Below are 16,289 nucleotides of genomic sequence, written 5' to 3'. Positions count from 1 at the left end.
TTTATCCATATTATACCACACACCCATCAAGCAAACGTATCGTCCTCTGGCAGTATGCAGCTACCTTTTGGTCATGTGTAACAACTAGCACCGTTTTCCCTTGTTTATTAATTTCTTTTAAAATGCTCATGATTTTTTCTCCGTTTTCTTGATCGAGAGCACCAGTCGGTTCATCCGCGAGTATAATTTTTGTGTCTTGTGCTAAAGCCCTTGCTATCGCCGTTCTTTGCTGCTCTCCTCCAGATAATTCGTGGGGATATTTGTTAATATGCCTCTCCAGCCCTACCATCTCAAGCATTTCTTTTGATATTTGTATACGTTTCTTATGAGCAATTTTTCTATATATAAGCGGGAGCATTACATTTTCAATAATTGTATAATCATCTAGTAGCGAAAAGTTCTGAAACACAAATCCAACTTCCTTATTTCTATACTTATGATAGTTTGACTTTAATGTACTCGTATCCATGCCATCTAAAAAATACTTTCCAGTAGAAGGGCTATCAATTAAGCCAATAATATTAAGTAAGGTTGATTTCCCTGAACCAGATGGTCCCATAATGGCTATCATTTCTCCTTTTTCTATTGTAAGATTAATATCTTTTAAAGCACTAAAATTACTCTTTCCGTATCCCTTAGCCACATTTGCGAGCTGAATCATCTATAACACCTCTTTCATATATGTATTTTTTATTTTTAGTACATTGAAATAAATGATTGCATATATAACGAGGATCATTACAAGTGATAAAGCAACTATAACAACCAATGATTCTATAGAGACTTTTAACGTTCCAAAGAAAGATAATATACTATTTTCTAGCCCTTTCTGAATTTCAATTACTCCGCTATTCTCCCATTGAAAATACATAATTCCTATACATATAGATAAAACGAATAACAACATATACTCAATAACAAACGGAAGACATAGTTGAAAAGTACTTGCTCCTAATGCTGATTTAATAGAAATATTTTTACGTTCCATATAAAGCGTGGCCATTGATGTTAATAAAATAGATATAAATGAAAAAGATAAGACTGTACCGCTTAATAATAAGGGATATGACATATTATCAATGCCTTGCTTTTCATTTTCTAATAATTTATCCGGATTTGTAACATAATACGAATACCCCTTACCTTCTGTTACCTTTAATACTTTCTTTTGAAATTCATTCATATTTATCTTCTCATTTGTTTCTATAATTAACCCATTGTATAAAAGGTCTACACTATAGAACTCTATTTCTTCTGTTCCAATTGGTAAAATCGCCATGTCATCTAATAATGTAATACGATTATCCGATATTTCACCGCTTCGAGGATATGTAAATGCTGAATTTTTTTCTAAAAAGCCAATTACTTTTAGTTTCATTTTTCCAGATGGTATGATATCACCAATAGATGCCTTTCCTTTATAATTAGCCCCTAATATAACAGGTCTACTATCAAATACTGATTTATGAAATTCCGATTCCTCAAAATATCTTCCTTGCGAAAGACGTATATGAAAATATTTATTAATATCTTTATCCACAAGCAAAGTTTTTATCGTTTTATTTTCTTTATTTAAGGTAAATGAATATGTAAGAAACAAATAATTTGTTATATTTGTAATCGGTATCGTATTAGATAATCCTCTCATGAAATGTTGATAGTCATCTTTTGCTTTTTCTTTGCTAAACAACGTTATATTTTGTGTTGCATACAGCTCGTAGAAATTTTTATTAGTCGATAAATTATTTGCTACCGTCATCATTTTTCGATATCCCGAAAGATTACTAACAAATTCTATTGCTGAAGAAAATGCAATAATTAAAGAAATTACTATAATCAAACTTGGTAACAACCGTTTTTTCACAGACCGTATAGAATCAAATATAAAAAACATGACGACCTCCTACGTTCTTAAATGTTTTCCGGGATATATATTTATAACGTGCTTGATTGGAATTACAGTAACAAAAAATGTAAGAAAAATTATAAAAACAACATTACATATCAATACATATAGTGTTAACGGTTTTACTAAGTATGTCTGAAAATACGTATGAATTGTTCCCGAAAATATTTCTAGCGTAATAAAAACTAAGAACATCGCTGCTAGAGAAATAAACAAAATTTGAATATATAGTTCGCAGTAAACAGATATATTAGAAGCACCTACTGCCTTTTTTAATGAAATCTCTCTTTCTTTTTTATAAATCCAAAATAAAACCGCAGAAATGCCAGAAACAATTGCAACAAGAATGAATTTATAATAATACTTATTTGCTGGATCTATATGTGTCACATGTAGTTCCTGAAGATCTCGTTCATTCAGTATTTGAACATCTCCCGAAAGCACTTCTTTACTCCTATCCATAAACTTTTTTATTTCGTTATGAATAGATGATGTAGGATTAACAACTGTTAATTGTAATTGTTTACTCGCGATAATACCTTTTTTAGATATAGTAGGTAAGTTTTGAAGTGGAACGTATATGCCTGCTACACCGACGTCACTGTCTTTTCTCGATATAGTTCCTATTTTTTTATATGTATCATCAAATTCATATAATTCCTCTACATTCGTTTGATCGCCAACAACCATATCGTTTACATTTTCACGATAAAAATATTGTCCCTCAGAAATATATGGCTTCCAATAATAATCATCTTTTAAGTTCACAGCTATGATCTTTGTTGCCCCTGAACTATTTAATGCTTTTAAATGCTCTACGTAAATATCACTTTTCACAAAAGTATCTTGTATGAAAGGAATTATTTCTTCCAATTCAGTTGCATTCGCTATCGGAACAGTTAAAACTTGATTCTTCTCTGGAAAACCGATTTGAAAAGCAGATATAAAGTTTCGTTTAGACTCTGTTAAAAGTGCGGCTATTGATATAGAAAGAAAAGAAATAAAAAATGACATAAGGAGAATTAAGAAAAACAGTTTATTGCTTTTTATATTTTTAAAAGCTAGGTACATGTCTGTGCTCCTTTTAAATAAGAAGGAGATAATGAACATCCCCTTCTCCTTATCCAAATATTTATAAAGACAACTGTTTAATGCTTTTTACCACTGTAATCGTAAGTTACCATTACTATCAAAAGTACCTTTGTGTGTATCTTCTTGATAGTCATTATCCTCATTCGCATAATGCTCCGAGTATACTCCTTTTGCACCAAAGCCGTTAAACGCATCGTTACTCACAGTAGCATTTAATGCCCTTCCCGATTCATAAGGTCCTAATTTATCCGAGGCACTTTCAATATATGTATAACTTCCATTTGAATTAATAAAAGAAATCGTTACAGAACAATGGGATGCATTTTGATTCGTAGTAGTTTGAGCTCTATAAGATAGCAGATTATCGTTTTTATGAACGCTTAACGTTGAGTAGAAGGCACTAGTTGAGATTGCTGTTGCTAATAACACGAATGTTGTTATTGTAAAAACTTTTCCCTTCATAACAATCACCTCTTAAATAAATAATTCAATAGTGCTACATCGTCATAGTATCTTTCAATCGCATGTTCCTCAATAAGAAAACTATATGTTTTACAAACTCTTAAAAAGCTTAAACATTTATACATTTTTTAAAAACAATATAAAAAGACTGCAGAGAACTCCATCTCCACAGCCTAATTATTATTTTTGCAAAAACGCCTGCAAATCTGCAAATTGTCTCTTTGCATCTTCATAGCCTTGCTCGTATAAATTTTGTAGTTTTGCTGTATCTTTTTCCATACGATCTACTTGAAGCGGCACTTCTGGGCGAATAACAAATAAATTACCAGCTTGCTCTTCTTTTTCAATATAGTGTAGTGTTTCATTATACACTTCATAACGATTGAGCATCGTGTTAACAAGATTCGGATATTTTTTATAAGCTTTTCCTGCAATCCATCCGAATTTTGATTTTTTCTTCGCGTAACCATGATTTCTCGTTAAAATAACGACTGATTTTTCAAATCCATCTTCCTGTGCTTTACGAACTGGAATTGGATCAGAAATCCCACCATCTAATAACTGCTTACCACGATAATTTACTACCGGTGCAATGAAAGGCAATGAACTAGACGCTTGTAATAAATTTAGCGCATCATCATTCGTTCCTTCTTTTTCAAAATAAACTGATTGTCCTGTTTCACAATCCGTCGTTCCTACAAGGAAACGCTCTGGGCTATTAAAGTATGTTTCAAAATCAAACGGTACATGCTTTTCTGGAATTTCATGAAAAATGAAATCCATATCAAATAGTTGACGTTTTCTCCATAAGTTTTTATACGATAAATATTTCGGATGTGATGCATAATCAATATTGACCGTTTTATTTCTATTTCTTTGTCTGGAAAGATACGACGCTGCATGACAAGCACCAGCTGATACACCAATTACATATGGAAAATATAAATCTTGTTCCATAAAGTATTCTAATATCCCGCCCGTATATACACCACGCATACCGCCGCCTTCTAATACTAACCCCGTACTTTCAAGCATGTTACTCTCTCCTCTATATATATTGACTCTTTAATTATTCACCATGTTAAGTATCTTTTTCTATTATATATGAGTTCTTTCAGAAATTATATTGAAAAGACTTGAGAAAAAGGAGTTTTTTCTTCCAATTATATTTCCAAATAATCGGAGACATCCTTTATAAACCTTTGAATAAAGTCTTGCTCTTCTTTCGTATATCCATCTAAAAGTAACAACCACTTTTCTTCAGCTTGCTTATGCAATTTTTCATGAGCTATATATATTTCATTTCCACTTTCCGTTAAGCGGAAGAAGATTTCTTTTTGATTATCTAACATTTGCATCTTCTCAACGAATTGCTTTTGAAACAACTTTGTACAAATTTTAGAGATTGCTCCCTTCGTCATGCCCATTTCTGTCGTAATTGCCGTTACATTCATCAAACCATTTTTTCCGATACATTCGATTACATGTAACTCAGATAATGACATGCCACTTACACCTGTCTCACGAAGAAATTTCTCGTTTTGTCGTTTTAAATGTTCTTCTTTTTTATGCAAAAGTGTACGAATGTCCGAAAGTATTTCCATTTGTTTCGTTGCATGATCCAATCCGTTCGCCCCCTAAGTTTCCAAAGAAACAATTTAACTATATATCATTTTAAAATTATTTTTTCATATTTACAAGTGAGAAAAACATGTTAAAATAAATTTAGTTTCCAAGGAAACTAAATTACAAGGAGGTTAACATGATGAAAAAATCTAAACTAAATTTCATTTTATATGTTATCTGTATTAGTGCCTTACTTGGTTCCTTCGCTCAAAATATTTATACACCTATCTTACCGATGATTCAAAATTCATTTCATACTTCTCTTTATCTTGTAAATGTAACAGTTTCACTTTTCACATTCGTTCTTGCGATTATGCAGCTCATATATGGACCTTTAATTGATACAAAAGGGAGAAAATCTGTCCTTATCCCTAGTTTAGTCATTAGTACAATTGGTTCAATCGGATGTGCTTTTTCGGCGAACATTTATTTATTTCTATTTTTTAGAGCTGTTCAAGCTATAGGAATAGCGGCTATACCTGTAGTTTCAGCAACGATTATCGGCGATTTATTTGAGGGAAAAGAACGAGGTAAAGCGATGAGCCTATACCAAATGTTACTTGCCCTCGCACCTGCAATGGCCCCTCTCATAGGTGGTTATCTCGGCAGTATAAATGGTCACTTATCTGTATTTCTCTTTTTATCTATACTTGGCATTATCTTATTAATTATAAACATTTCACTACTTCCAGAAACAAAGCCAAATGTAATTAAGCAGTCTAAAGCACGAAAGAATTACTCTCTTATCTTAAAAAATAAAACTGAATTTTCTATTACTCTTATTGGCTTCATTCAATTTTGTATTTACTTTTGCTTCCTCGTTTTTTTACCGAGCATTTTAACAAATTCATTTCACTTAACTGCAAGTGAAATTGGTCTTATGTTTGTACCAATGTCTCTTTCTATTATGCTAGGGAGTTATTGCTACAAGTTTTTGCAAAAACGCCTCACAACAAAGCAAGCTTTATTTATTACGAGTTTCTTCAATATTATATGTGTCGTTTTATTCTCTTTCACATATAGCATCAATATCCCATTCATCATTATCGCTACATCTTTGTACGGTTTTAGTATGGGACTTTCTATGCCAACTCACACTACTTTATTAACAGAAGAATTCGTACAAGAGCGCGCAACAGCTATCGGTATGTACAACTTCATCCGCTATATTGGTATGGGCACAGGGCCACTTATAGGTGGATTTCTTTTATTTAACCAAAATCACTTTTGGATTTTCTTCCTAGGCGCAATTATATTTTTACTTGTAATCTTATATGCAATGAAAATGCTACGCTTTCATGCTGTACAAAAAGTAAAATAGAGCCCCCAAAAAGGTCGGCTCTATTTTACCCTCTTTGATCCGCAACAATATGAATATCAATATACTTTGTTTGTCTCATAATTTCATTTACAATAGAGCCTTTTCGTATTTCTTCCCATCTTGTTCTTGCCGATTGTCCAAGTAAAATTTGCGTCACCTGTAATCTTTTTGCCACTTCAATAATAACATCTGCTGGCTTTCTTCCCTTTGCTTCTTCTAATATAAAACTTGCATCAAATTGATTCGTTAGCAACTTCCACTCTTCAATCGTCTGCTTTTTTCCAGCTGAAATAGAATCTATATTTTCCCTCTCAACGTTTAATACGTACAATTCAGCATTTAACCGATCAGCCATGCGCCATCCCCGTCGTATTAATTTCTCCGCTGTTGAACTGTATTGTACACAAACGAGAATTTTTTCTTTTACACCAATCGGTTCTATTACTGTTTGGCTAATTTTCTCGTCCATATCATCAGCAACTTCTCGAAGTGATAATTCCCTAAGTGCTCCTAAATTATTAAGTGTAAAGAAGTTTTGTAAACTTTGCTGAATTTTTTCTTCTTTATATATCTTTCCGTCTATTAGTCTCTTCCTTAATACCTCGGGCGTTGCATCAACAAGCTGAATTTCATTTGCCTTTTGTAAAATAAAATCTGGAATTCGTTCTCTTACTTTTACATTCGTAATTTGAGCTACAATATCATGAACACTTTCTAAATGTTGAATATTAAAAGCTGATAATACCGATATACCAGCCTCTAACAATTCCTGCACATCCATATAACGTTTTTTATGCTTAGAACCAGGAACATTACTATGTGCGAGTTCATCCACTACAACTACTTGCGGTGCGCGTTTTTTTATTCCTTCCACATCAAGCTCATAAAATACCTTTCCTTTATACTGTATTTCTTTCAAAGGAAATTTTTCTAAATCAGCAATTGCTTCTTCCGTCTCTTTTCTTCCGTGCGTTTCAATTAAACCAATTACAATATCAATTCCATCTTTTTTCATCTCTCTTGCATCAAAGAGCATTTTATAACTTTTTCCTACGCCTGGAGCTGCCCCTACATATAGCTTTAACTTCCCGCGGTTTTGCTGACGAATATATTCTAAATATTCCTCTGGCGTTCGCCTTTGAAACGTCGGTTTATAGTCATCTGCATACAAAACATTCACAACCTTTCTTTCGAAACAACGCTACCTCAATCCATTAGATTGAGGTAGCACTGTTACTATTTCAGTAGTTTCTGTAATTCTAAATTTAGCTTTAAAACGTTCACGCGATCTTCTCCTAATAAACCAAGTGCTGCACCTTCTGTTTGATCTTTAATCAACTGATCCAGCGTTTCTTTCGGGATTCTCGTTAATTTCGAGATGCGCTCTACCTGTACGGACGCCGCCTTCGGACTAATATCAGGATCTAGCCCTGAACCTGAATTCGTTACTAAATCGATCGGCACTTCTGGAACTGGAACAGTTGGATTTTGTTTCTTCCACTCTTCAATACTTTTCTCTACACGTTTTGCTAAATCTGGATTAGATGGTGCATAGTTATTTGAACCAGATGCTTCAGCCTTATATTCAATACTAGAAACACGCCCTTGAAAATAACTTGGATCCGTGAAGTTTTGCCCGATTAATTTAGAACCAATCACTTCATTTTTATCATTATATATTAGACTTCCATCCGCATTATCCTTCATCACTGCTTGTGCAATACCAGTAACAATAAGTGGGTATACAAGTCCACACAACACTAGAAATGTAAAAGTAATACGAATAATTGGTGATAGTATACTTTGTTTCTTCTCCATCTTTTTCCCCTCTTCCTTATATGAACAAGCCGACAATCATATCAATTACCTTAATTCCAATGAACGGAACGATAACTCCACCAAGCCCATAAATAAGTAAGTTTCGGCTAAGCAATGCATTAGAACTCATCGGTTTATATGCGATACCTTTCATCGCTAACGGAATGAGTAATGGAATAATAACAGCGTTAAATATTAATGCTGATAAAATCGCTGACAGTGGTGATGTTAACTTCATTATGTTCAATGCTTCCATTTGCGGAATTGCAAGTGTAAACATCGCTGGAATAATCGCAAAGTATTTCGCTATATCATTCGCAATACTAAATGTCGTTAACGCACCACGCGTCATTAACAATTGCTTACCAATTCCTACAACCTCAATAATTTTTGTCGGATTCGAGTCTAAATCAATCATGTTCGCCGCTTCTTTCGCTGCTGTCGTACCACTATTCATCGCTAATCCAACGTCAGCCTGTGCTAATGCTGGAGCATCATTTGTACCATCACCTGTCATCGCTACAAGTTTCCCTTTATCTTGCTCTGCTTTAATAACAGCAATTTTATCTTCTGGTTTACACTCGGCAACGAATTCATCTACCCCTGCTTCTTTTGCAATCGTTGCTGCTGTTAACGGATTATCACCTGTACACATAACCGTTTTAATCCCCATTTGGCGTAACTGTTCAAAACGCTCACGCATACCCGGTTTTACTGTATCTTTTAAATAAATTAAACCGTAAATACGATTATCTACTGCAACTACAAGTGGTGTTCCACCCTCTTTTGAAATTAAGTCTGCTTTTTGATTTACATCTTTCGGAATTGTTCCGCCTTGTGACCCAACCCATTCAATAACGGCACCTACAGCACCTTTTCTCACTTTCGTTCCGTCTTGTAAATCAACACCACTCATTCTCGTTTCTGCTTTAAACGGAACAAACTCACCTTGTTCTGCAAGTTCTCTATTATATGATATAGATTTTCCCTGCACATACTCGATAACAGATCGACCTTCTGGTGTTTCATCTAAAACAGAACTAATAGCAGCCCACTTTCCAACTTGCTCAATCGTTTCATTTCCTACAGGCAATAATGTATGAGCCATCCGGTTCCCAAAAGTAATTGTACCTGTTTTATCTAAAATAATTGTATTAATATCGCCCGCAGCTTCTACTGCTTTCCCTGACATCGCTAACACGTTAAATTTTGTCACCCGGTCCATCCCAGCAATACCAATCGCTGATAGCAAACCACCAATTGTCGTTGGAATTAAACATACTAACAATGCTACGAGTACAGCTGTATCAATTTGAAAACCTAAATAATTTGTAAAAATCGGCAACGTCACAACGACAATCAAGAAAATAAGAGTTAAGCTCGTTAATACTGTATTTAAAGCAATCTCATTCGGCGTTTTTTGACGAGCAGCTCCTTCTACTAAAGAAATCATTTTGTCGATAAATGATTCACCAGGATTACTCGTAATGACAATTGTAATTTCATCACTTACCACCATCGTTCCACCTGTTACGGAACAAAAATCACCGCCTGCTTCTTTTATAACAGGAGCTGATTCCCCTGTAATTGCAGATTCATCTACAGACGCTAATCCTTTAATAACTTCACCATCATTCGGAATCATTTCTCCTTGTTTTACGATAACAACGTCACCTTTTCTAAGATCAGTTGCTGAAACTTGGACAATGTCTCCATTTTCTTTTACAACATTTGCAAACACATCTTTCTTCGACTGCTTTAAAGAATCGGCTTGCGCCTTACCACGACCTTCTGCTAATGCTTCTGCAAAATTTGCAAATAAAACTGTAAATAATAGAATAAGAGAAACTGTTATATTAAACCATCCTGGTATACTACTAGAACTGCTTGGAATAAAAGATAAAATGAACGTAATGATAAACCCAATTTCCACAACGAACATAATCGGATTCTTTATCATGACTTTCGGATTCAATTTCGCAACGGATTGTTTCATCGCATGTGTTACGATATCACGATCCATCGTTTTTGCTTGTCTAACTTCATCTTCTACAGCATGTATTTGTGACTTATTTAATTGTTTTTCTTTTACTACTACCGGTCTCATCATTTACCCTCCATTACTTCAATGTAAGAAATTCTGCAATTGGTCCAAGTACTAACATCGGGAAGAATGTTAATGCACCGACAATTACAATTGTTCCGATGAAGATGCCACCAAATAAACTATTATCTGTACGGAACGTTCCGACTGTTTCTGGCACTACCGCTTTTTCTTTCAGCGAAGCTGCCACAGCCAACATCGTAATTAAACTGAAGTAGCGTCCTAAAAACATAACTAAACCAGTCGTAATATTCCAAAACGGTGTATTATCTCCTAATCCTTCAAATCCAGATCCGTTATTCGCAGCTGACGATGTATATTCATATACAACTTGCGTTAAACCGTGGAAACCGGAATGAGAAATAGCATCCGTCCCTAAATTTGTTGAAAGAGCTAATGCCGAAAATCCTAAAATGAGCAATGGATGAAATAAAATCGTGACCGCAATTAATTTCATTTCCTTACCTTCAATCTTTTTACCTAAAAACTCTGGTGTCCGTCCAACCATTAACCCAGATATAAACACTGCAATAATTGCATACATAATAATGTTTACAAAACCTGCTCCAACGCCGCCATACACTGTATTTAACATCATATTTACAAGTGGAACTAGACCGCCAATTGGTGTTAATGTATCATGCATCGTATTAACAGCGCCTGTTTCAGCAGCTGTCGTTACCGTTGCGTATAGTGAAGAAAATACTGTTCCAAATCGTACTTCCTTCCCTTCTGTACTCCCTTGTACATGTTCGATACCCATTCCATTTAATGCCGGATTCCCGTTTAGTTCAGATGTCGTAATTGTTATAAACCCTAGTAAAAATACCATAAATAGTGACACGAAAAGGATGCGACCTTGTTTTTTATTTCCTACCATTCGTCCGTACGTAAATGGAAGTGCTGTTGGTAATAACATCATAAGCATCATTTGCAAAATATTACTCATTTGTCCTGGATTTTCGAAAGGATGCGTAGAGTTTGCTCCGAAAAATCCACCGCCGTTATTTCCAAGTTCCTTAATGGAAACGAATGATGCAACAGGTCCACGTAAAATACTTTGCTTTGCACCTTCAATCGTTTGTGCTGTAACCGCCCCATCTAACGTTTGTGGTACGCCAAGTGCGACAAAAACTAGTGCTGCAATAAATGCGATAGGAAGAAACACTCTCGTTAACGCTCTCGTAAAATCAACGAAAAAGTTACCAAGTTCTTTTCCAGCAAGTCCTCTTATAAAAGCCATAACGAGCGCTAATGTCGTTGCTGGTGCCGCAAACATTAAAAATGTAATCCCGATCAATTGTGATAAATAGGATAAACCATTTTCACCGCTATAATGCTGTAAGTTTGTATCAGCCATAAAACTAATCGCTGTATTAAAAGCGAGCGTAGGCTCCATCCCTTCAATATGCGCTGGATTTAGCGGCAACACACCTTGTAATCTGAAAATGAAATATACAACAACAATCATAAATCCGTTGAGTAAAACTAATGATAATGCGTACTGTTTGCACGTTTGATTGTATTCTTTTACACCCGTAATTTTAAAAATAAGTTTTTCAAAAGGCCCGAATACTTTATCTAGCGTTTTGCTACCTTGAAAAGCTTTTTCTAAATAAATCCCCGTTGGCTTTGCTACTAAAATAAACAAGAGCATTGTAATAATGACTGCAACCCAAATCATAATGAATGATTCCCCCTAATTAAAACTTCTCTGGATTTAATAATGCATACACTAAATACACTGTAATTGCTGCGACAATAACCGATAAGACAATCATCATGATTGTTTTCCTTCTTTCACAACTTTATCTGACCAACTTGCAAGACTTGCCATCGATGCAACTAATAAAATAAAAATCCCGACCATTACAACATCTAACATAGCTATCCCTCACTTCTTTTGTTAAAATTTACCATTTAAATATTAAAAAAGAACACTGAGCTCTACTCAGTGTTCAAAAATGAACAACAAAAAGTAAACCTCCTCTCTAAACGCTTACGAGGTTAGCTGTCGGATTCGGGCCTAAAGAGTAGCCCTACTTTCAAAACTGAAAGATTCACCCCAAGTGACGATGCACAAAATTGGTTCCCCCGCTCCATTTCTGGAACTCAGCGATTTTAGGTTTTTTTGGAAATTTTATGAATGATTTATGAGAGTAAATATACTCCTCTACATTTCACTTGTAAAGGGGTAAATTACTGAAAATAATAATATTTACATTAATTTAAACGCTTACATTGAAGATTATTACTATTATTTCATCTATTTTCTTTATTTCTCTTCTTTTTTCTTAAAAATGACCTTTTAAATATGAAATAAAAAGAGCGAATGACATGAAGTGCATAGCTTGTCGCACTCAGCATTCGCTCTTTTTTATTCAACCTTTATTCTCCTCGTAAAAATGCACGTAAATTTCTCCCGCGAATATAAACTTGTGTCAATTCTGCATGTAGCTGCTCATACTCGGTAATATCCATCTCTAAATACAAAGCATCTTTTGATGGTAATATAATATATGGCCCTGGAAAAAGGGGATCGATCTGAACCAATTCTTGAACTCGCTCTACCGATACTGCCCAACGATTTGCTATATCTCCAAGTAATAATACCTTCATCATTTCTTCCCCCGCCCTATTCAAAAAATAAAAAAGAAATATTATCACAATTTGTAAACACGACAAACTTAGCTCCAATTGTTTCATAGAGCCTCGCTGGATATCGTTTATTCCTTGTAACAACAGTAATAGGTGCTTGAAAAGAAAAGCGAATGTGTTCTGTGAAAAAACTAACGATTGGAAGCTCATCCCCTAGTAAAATCACCTTCTTAATACACTCACAAATACTAGTAAAGTCCTGCTCCTTACTGCAGCTATAAGTCCAATCAAACCCACAATTCCTAACTTCAGCCGCTATCTCTTCATTTGCTGTACAAATAATTAACTCATGTTGAAATGATACTAGCTCTCTTAAACTCTTTATCTTGTTCTCTTCTCCAACACAAATAAGTGTTAGTTCCATGTACCTCATCCTCCTTAGTATAAAAGAAATCAAGCATAGATTGATATTCCCCTATACTAATCAGATCCATGAAGTGATGTATCCATCATGGCACCGTCCTCTCTCAAGACGCTTACGAAGTTAGCTGTCGGATTCGGACTTTGAGAGTAGCCCTACTTTCAAAATTGAAAGATTCACCCCTAGTGCCGACGCACAAATTGGTTCCCCCGCTCCATATAATTGGACTCAGCGTTTACAAAAAATATATTCTGGCTGATATATTACTCCTGTATTTTGAAAAAGTAAACAGAAAAAAAGCCAGTTATCAAACTGACTTTTTACTCACCTATGCGCGCGTTTTATTCAACTTATATGCAAAATGATTCGTCGGCCCATGGCCACTACCAATATTCAATGGCTCTTCAATTGCTATACTAATAAATCGTTTTGCTTCTTGAACAGCATCTTCAATTGAGTATCCTTTCGCAAGTCCTGCTGTAACCGCTGAAGCAAATGTACACCCACTTCCGTGCGTTTGCTTTGAAGGAATTCGCTCGCTTCTAAACTCAATAAATTTTTCTCCATCAAAGAGGAAATCAATTACTTCATTACCTTGATATTCTGCATGTCCGCCCTTCATAAGCACATATTTAGCACCTAATTCGTGCAATACTTTTGCAGCTTCCTTACTATCTTCAACGTTATGAATCTCCATCCCAGTTAACACTTCTGCTTCTGGGACATTCGGTGTTATAACAGTTGCTACTGGTAATAAATATTCTTTTAATGCTTGAACTGCTTCTTGCTGTAATAATGATGCACCGCCTTTTGCAATCATAACGGGATCTAGCACAATATTATTCCAGCCAAACTTTTTAATTTGTTCTGCAACAATTTGAATTATTTCACTACTAAATAACATTCCTAGTTTCACTGCATCTGGTGTTAAATCCGTACCAATTGAATTCAGCTGTTCTGTAACACCTTCTAACGGAACAGGATATACCCCTTGAACGCCAAGCGTGTTTTGAGCAGTAATTGCCGTAATAGCCGTCATTCCGTATACACCAAGCTCTTGGAATGTTTTTAAATCTGCCTGAATTCCAGCACCGCCGCCGCTATCAGACCCTGCAATTGTTAAAGCTTTATTCACTTTCATCCCACTCATCCTTTTCTATCCAAAATAGCGATGATAAATCGTTTTTGCTTCGCTTATATCTTTCGTTCCATGTACAAGCACACGGCCATCTTTAAAGGCGACTAACCTCTTGTCTTCAACAGAAAATGATAGTAAATATGGATTTACATTTAAATCATTCACACGACCTTCCAGCAACTCTTTATATTGTTCAAAATTCATTTCCTCTTTATGAGGTGGTCTAATTTGAACTGTATTTCGCCCGCATAAAACTGCTGTTTTTGATGTGTTCTCTTTATTTAAATACGGATATAATGCATTCTCTCCGCATGAAGGACAATTATGCTGGCGAAGCTTTTGCACATTCATACATGAATACTCATTCTTCCACATATCAAACGATACAAGCCCATCTCGAAGTGATTCGTAATCTTCTACTAACAGTTTAAGAGCTTCTGTTACTTGATGAGAAACGACAAGAGATACAGCAGGTGATATAATACCGGCTGTATCACATGTTGCCCCGCCAAGCGGAATCGACTGTAATAAACATGATAAACATGGTGTTTTACTAGGAAGGATTGTGTAAGAAAGACCGTAACTACCTACACATGCACCGTAAATCCATGGAATAGAATATTTTTGTGCTATATCATTCACAATAAAGCGTGTTTCAAAATTATCAGTCGCATCAATAATTACATCAACATTTGTAACAAGTTCTTCTAACTCTTCAGCTGTTACATCTTGAACGAGAGCTTCTATTGTTACATCGCTATTAATCTCTTCTAAACGTTTTTTAGCCGCTATAGCTTTTGGAAGATTATTCTTTACGTCGCTCTCTGCATACAATTGTTGTCTTTGTAAATTACTCCAATCGACATAATCACGGTCAACAATTGTTATCTTGCCAACACCTGCTCTTACAAACATCTCTGCATTTGCACTACCTAGTGCGCCCGCGCCGATAATAAGCACATGCTTTTCTCTTATCTTTTGCTGGCCTTCTTCCCCAATCGGAGAAAATAATTCTTGGCGAGAATATCGATTATTCAACTACGCTCATTCCTTCTAAAGGACTACTTGCCGTTGCACAACGTTTACGTGCAATACGACCTGCTTCAAAGCCTAAACGTCCTGCCTCAATACTTAATTTCATTGCTTGTGCCATCTTAATAGGATCTTTTGCTCCTGACACAGCCGTATTTAATAACACACCATCCGCTCCTAATTCCATTGCAAATGCCGCATCAGCTGGGCTACCAATACCGGCATCAACGATAACTGGTACTGTCGCTTGTTCAATAATGAAGCTCAAATTTAATGGATTTACAATACCAAGTCCTGATCCGATTGGAGATGCTCCTGGCATAATCGCATGCACGCCAAGCTCTTGTAATTTACGTGCTAATACAACATCATCAGATGTATACGGAAGTACGATAAATCCTTCTTCCAGTAACATTTCAGATGCCTTTAACGTTTCTACCGGATCCGGTAATAACGTTCTATCATCACCAATAACTTCTACCTTTATCATGTCACAAAGCCCAGAAGCTTTTGCTAATTTTGCAATACGAACAGCCTCTTCAGCGTTTTTTGCCCCTGCTGTATTTGGTAATAACGTATATTTTTTCACATCAAGTTTCTCTAATAAATTAGGTTGCTTTGCATCAAAGATATCCATACGACGTACTGCAAACGTTAAAATTTCAGCTTCAGAAACGTCAATTGCTTTTTGTTGTACGTCAAAATCAGGGAATTTACCTGTTCCTAATAAAAGTCTAGAATGAAATGAAAATGGCCCAATGTTTAACATAA

At 35.3% G+C, this 16,289-nt stretch carries 18 protein-coding genes and 2 riboswitches; of the genes, 1 reads left to right on the top strand and 17 read right to left on the bottom strand.

Translation table 11 applies throughout. The annotated features are described in order from the left end of the window. Positions 1-10: 10 nt before the first annotated feature. The 6 genes from MHI26_RS03910 to MHI26_RS03885 form a co-directional block, all read right to left on the bottom strand. Positions 11-661: an ABC transporter ATP-binding protein gene (locus tag MHI26_RS03910; RefSeq protein ID WP_000615292.1), complete on the bottom strand. Its 651-nt coding sequence runs from the start codon at positions 659-661 to the stop codon at positions 11-13. After that, positions 662-1,894, bottom strand: a complete 1,233-nt coding sequence (locus MHI26_RS03905; RefSeq protein WP_000465080.1) for an ABC transporter permease — start codon at positions 1,892-1,894, stop codon at positions 662-664. A 9-nt stretch (positions 1,895-1,903) separates the two neighbouring features. Beyond that, positions 1,904-2,977, bottom strand: a complete 1,074-nt coding sequence (locus MHI26_RS03900) for an ABC transporter permease (protein WP_061667655.1) — start codon at positions 2,975-2,977, stop codon at positions 1,904-1,906. Positions 2,978-3,064: 87 nt separating this feature from the next. After that, the gene (locus MHI26_RS03895) at positions 3,065-3,460 is read right to left on the bottom strand and encodes a hypothetical protein (RefSeq protein WP_000676994.1); all 396 of its coding nucleotides are present in this window, start codon (positions 3,458-3,460) and stop codon (positions 3,065-3,067) included. Between the two features lie 180 nt (positions 3,461-3,640). Continuing rightward, the gene (locus tag MHI26_RS03890) at positions 3,641-4,495 is read right to left on the bottom strand and encodes a patatin-like phospholipase family protein (RefSeq protein ID WP_061667656.1); all 855 of its coding nucleotides are present in this window, start codon (positions 4,493-4,495) and stop codon (positions 3,641-3,643) included. Positions 4,496-4,623: 128 nt separating this feature from the next. Further along, on the bottom strand, positions 4,624-5,085 hold the full coding sequence (locus MHI26_RS03885) for a MarR family transcriptional regulator (protein WP_061667657.1): 462 nt from the start codon (positions 5,083-5,085) through the stop codon (positions 4,624-4,626). Positions 5,086-5,225: 140 nt separating this feature from the next. Here MHI26_RS03885 and MHI26_RS03880 point away from each other — a divergent pair, with 140 nt between their 5' ends. Then, a complete protein-coding gene (locus MHI26_RS03880; RefSeq protein WP_061667658.1) occupies positions 5,226-6,407 on the top strand; it encodes an MFS transporter in 1,182 nt (393 codons plus the stop codon). Between the two features lie 25 nt (positions 6,408-6,432). On the opposite strand, the gene kdpDN is transcribed toward MHI26_RS03880, so the two are convergent. From kdpDN to thiG, 11 genes are all read right to left on the bottom strand, one after another. After that, positions 6,433-7,587, bottom strand: a complete 1,155-nt coding sequence (gene kdpDN / locus MHI26_RS03875) for a KdpD-like non-kinase potassium sensor (RefSeq protein ID WP_003306340.1) — start codon at positions 7,585-7,587, stop codon at positions 6,433-6,435. A 56-nt stretch (positions 7,588-7,643) separates the two neighbouring features. Then, on the bottom strand, positions 7,644-8,225 hold the full coding sequence (gene kdpC / locus MHI26_RS03870; protein ID WP_061667659.1) for a K(+)-transporting ATPase subunit C: 582 nt from the start codon (positions 8,223-8,225) through the stop codon (positions 7,644-7,646). A 16-nt stretch (positions 8,226-8,241) separates the two neighbouring features. Further along, a complete protein-coding gene (gene kdpB, locus MHI26_RS03865) occupies positions 8,242-10,332 on the bottom strand; it encodes a potassium-transporting ATPase subunit KdpB (RefSeq protein WP_001248005.1) in 2,091 nt (696 codons plus the stop codon). Between the two features lie 13 nt (positions 10,333-10,345). Further along, positions 10,346-12,013, bottom strand: coding sequence for a potassium-transporting ATPase subunit KdpA (gene kdpA / locus MHI26_RS03860; RefSeq protein WP_061667660.1), 1,668 nt, complete (start codon positions 12,011-12,013; stop codon positions 10,346-10,348). A gap of 19 nt (positions 12,014-12,032) precedes the next feature. Beyond that, positions 12,033-12,110 (bottom strand): K(+)-transporting ATPase subunit F, encoded by a 78-nt coding sequence (gene kdpF / locus MHI26_RS03855; RefSeq protein ID WP_223153441.1) that lies wholly within the window; start codon positions 12,108-12,110, stop codon positions 12,033-12,035. Beyond that, complete coding sequence (locus MHI26_RS03850; RefSeq protein WP_000887894.1) at positions 12,110-12,214, bottom strand: SipW-dependent-type signal peptide-containing protein; 105 nt, start codon at positions 12,212-12,214, stop codon at positions 12,110-12,112. Before MHI26_RS03850 ends, kdpF begins: the two co-directional genes overlap by 1 nt. Positions 12,215-12,311: 97 nt before the next feature. Beyond that, positions 12,312-12,457, bottom strand: a riboswitch (cyclic di-AMP (ydaO/yuaA leader). A 260-nt stretch (positions 12,458-12,717) separates the two neighbouring features. Continuing rightward, a complete protein-coding gene (locus MHI26_RS03845) occupies positions 12,718-12,951 on the bottom strand; it encodes a hypothetical protein (RefSeq protein ID WP_002025339.1) in 234 nt (77 codons plus the stop codon). Between the two features lie 13 nt (positions 12,952-12,964). Beyond that, complete coding sequence (locus MHI26_RS03840; protein WP_000424064.1) at positions 12,965-13,351, bottom strand: hypothetical protein; 387 nt, start codon at positions 13,349-13,351, stop codon at positions 12,965-12,967. 93 nt (positions 13,352-13,444) lie between these two features. After that, positions 13,445-13,592, bottom strand: a riboswitch (cyclic di-AMP (ydaO/yuaA leader). A gap of 84 nt (positions 13,593-13,676) precedes the next feature. Beyond that, positions 13,677-14,489: a bifunctional hydroxymethylpyrimidine kinase/phosphomethylpyrimidine kinase gene (thiD, locus tag MHI26_RS03835; RefSeq protein ID WP_000867391.1), complete on the bottom strand. Its 813-nt coding sequence runs from the start codon at positions 14,487-14,489 to the stop codon at positions 13,677-13,679. A gap of 15 nt (positions 14,490-14,504) precedes the next feature. Then, positions 14,505-15,524: a thiazole biosynthesis adenylyltransferase ThiF gene (gene thiF, locus MHI26_RS03830; RefSeq protein ID WP_061667661.1), complete on the bottom strand. Its 1,020-nt coding sequence runs from the start codon at positions 15,522-15,524 to the stop codon at positions 14,505-14,507. Next, positions 15,517-16,287 (bottom strand): thiazole synthase, encoded by a 771-nt coding sequence (thiG, locus tag MHI26_RS03825; protein WP_000931981.1) that lies wholly within the window; start codon positions 16,285-16,287, stop codon positions 15,517-15,519. Before thiG ends, thiF begins: the two co-directional genes overlap by 8 nt. Between the last annotated feature and the right edge of the window lie 2 nt (positions 16,288-16,289).

This window comes from Bacillus sp. FSL K6-1218, assembly GCF_038006445.1.
Lineage (GTDB): Bacteria > Bacillota > Bacilli > Bacillales > Bacillaceae_G > Bacillus_A > Bacillus_A thuringiensis_S.
Note: the sequence above shows the minus strand (reverse complement) of the source record. Positions and strands in the feature narration are given on the sequence as shown.

What these genes read in the sequence shown, in the direction of transcription:
- MHI26_RS03910 (WP_000615292.1), bottom strand. Translation starts at nt 661, where the DNA reads ATGATTCAGCTCGCAAATGTGGCTAAGGGATACGGAAAGAGTAATTTT.
- MHI26_RS03905 (WP_000465080.1), bottom strand. Translation starts at nt 1,894, where the DNA reads ATGTTTTTTATATTTGATTCTATACGGTCTGTGAAAAAACGGTTGTTA.
- MHI26_RS03900 (WP_061667655.1), bottom strand. Translation starts at nt 2,977, where the DNA reads ATGTACCTAGCTTTTAAAAATATAAAAAGCAATAAACTGTTTTTCTTA.
- MHI26_RS03895 (WP_000676994.1), bottom strand. Translation starts at nt 3,460, where the DNA reads ATGAAGGGAAAAGTTTTTACAATAACAACATTCGTGTTATTAGCAACA.
- MHI26_RS03890 (WP_061667656.1), bottom strand. Translation starts at nt 4,495, where the DNA reads ATGCTTGAAAGTACGGGGTTAGTATTAGAAGGCGGCGGTATGCGTGGT.
- MHI26_RS03880 (WP_061667658.1), top strand. Translation starts at nt 5,226, where the DNA reads ATGAAAAAATCTAAACTAAATTTCATTTTATATGTTATCTGTATTAGT.
- kdpC (WP_061667659.1), bottom strand. Translation starts at nt 8,225, where the DNA reads ATGGAGAAGAAACAAAGTATACTATCACCAATTATTCGTATTACTTTT.
- kdpB (WP_001248005.1), bottom strand. Translation starts at nt 10,332, where the DNA reads ATGAGACCGGTAGTAGTAAAAGAAAAACAATTAAATAAGTCACAAATA.
- kdpA (WP_061667660.1), bottom strand. Translation starts at nt 12,013, where the DNA reads ATGATTTGGGTTGCAGTCATTATTACAATGCTCTTGTTTATTTTAGTA.
- kdpF (WP_223153441.1), bottom strand. Translation starts at nt 12,110, where the DNA reads ATGATTGTCTTATCGGTTATTGTCGCAGCAATTACAGTGTATTTAGTG.
- MHI26_RS03850 (WP_000887894.1), bottom strand. Translation starts at nt 12,214, where the DNA reads ATGTTAGATGTTGTAATGGTCGGGATTTTTATTTTATTAGTTGCATCG.
- MHI26_RS03845 (WP_002025339.1), bottom strand. Translation starts at nt 12,951, where the DNA reads ATGATGAAGGTATTATTACTTGGAGATATAGCAAATCGTTGGGCAGTA.
- MHI26_RS03840 (WP_000424064.1), bottom strand. Translation starts at nt 13,351, where the DNA reads ATGGAACTAACACTTATTTGTGTTGGAGAAGAGAACAAGATAAAGAGT.
- thiD (WP_000867391.1), bottom strand. Translation starts at nt 14,489, where the DNA reads ATGAAAGTGAATAAAGCTTTAACAATTGCAGGGTCTGATAGCGGCGGC.
- thiG (WP_000931981.1), bottom strand. Translation starts at nt 16,287, where the DNA reads ATGTTAAACATTGGGCCATTTTCATTTCATTCTAGACTTTTATTAGGA.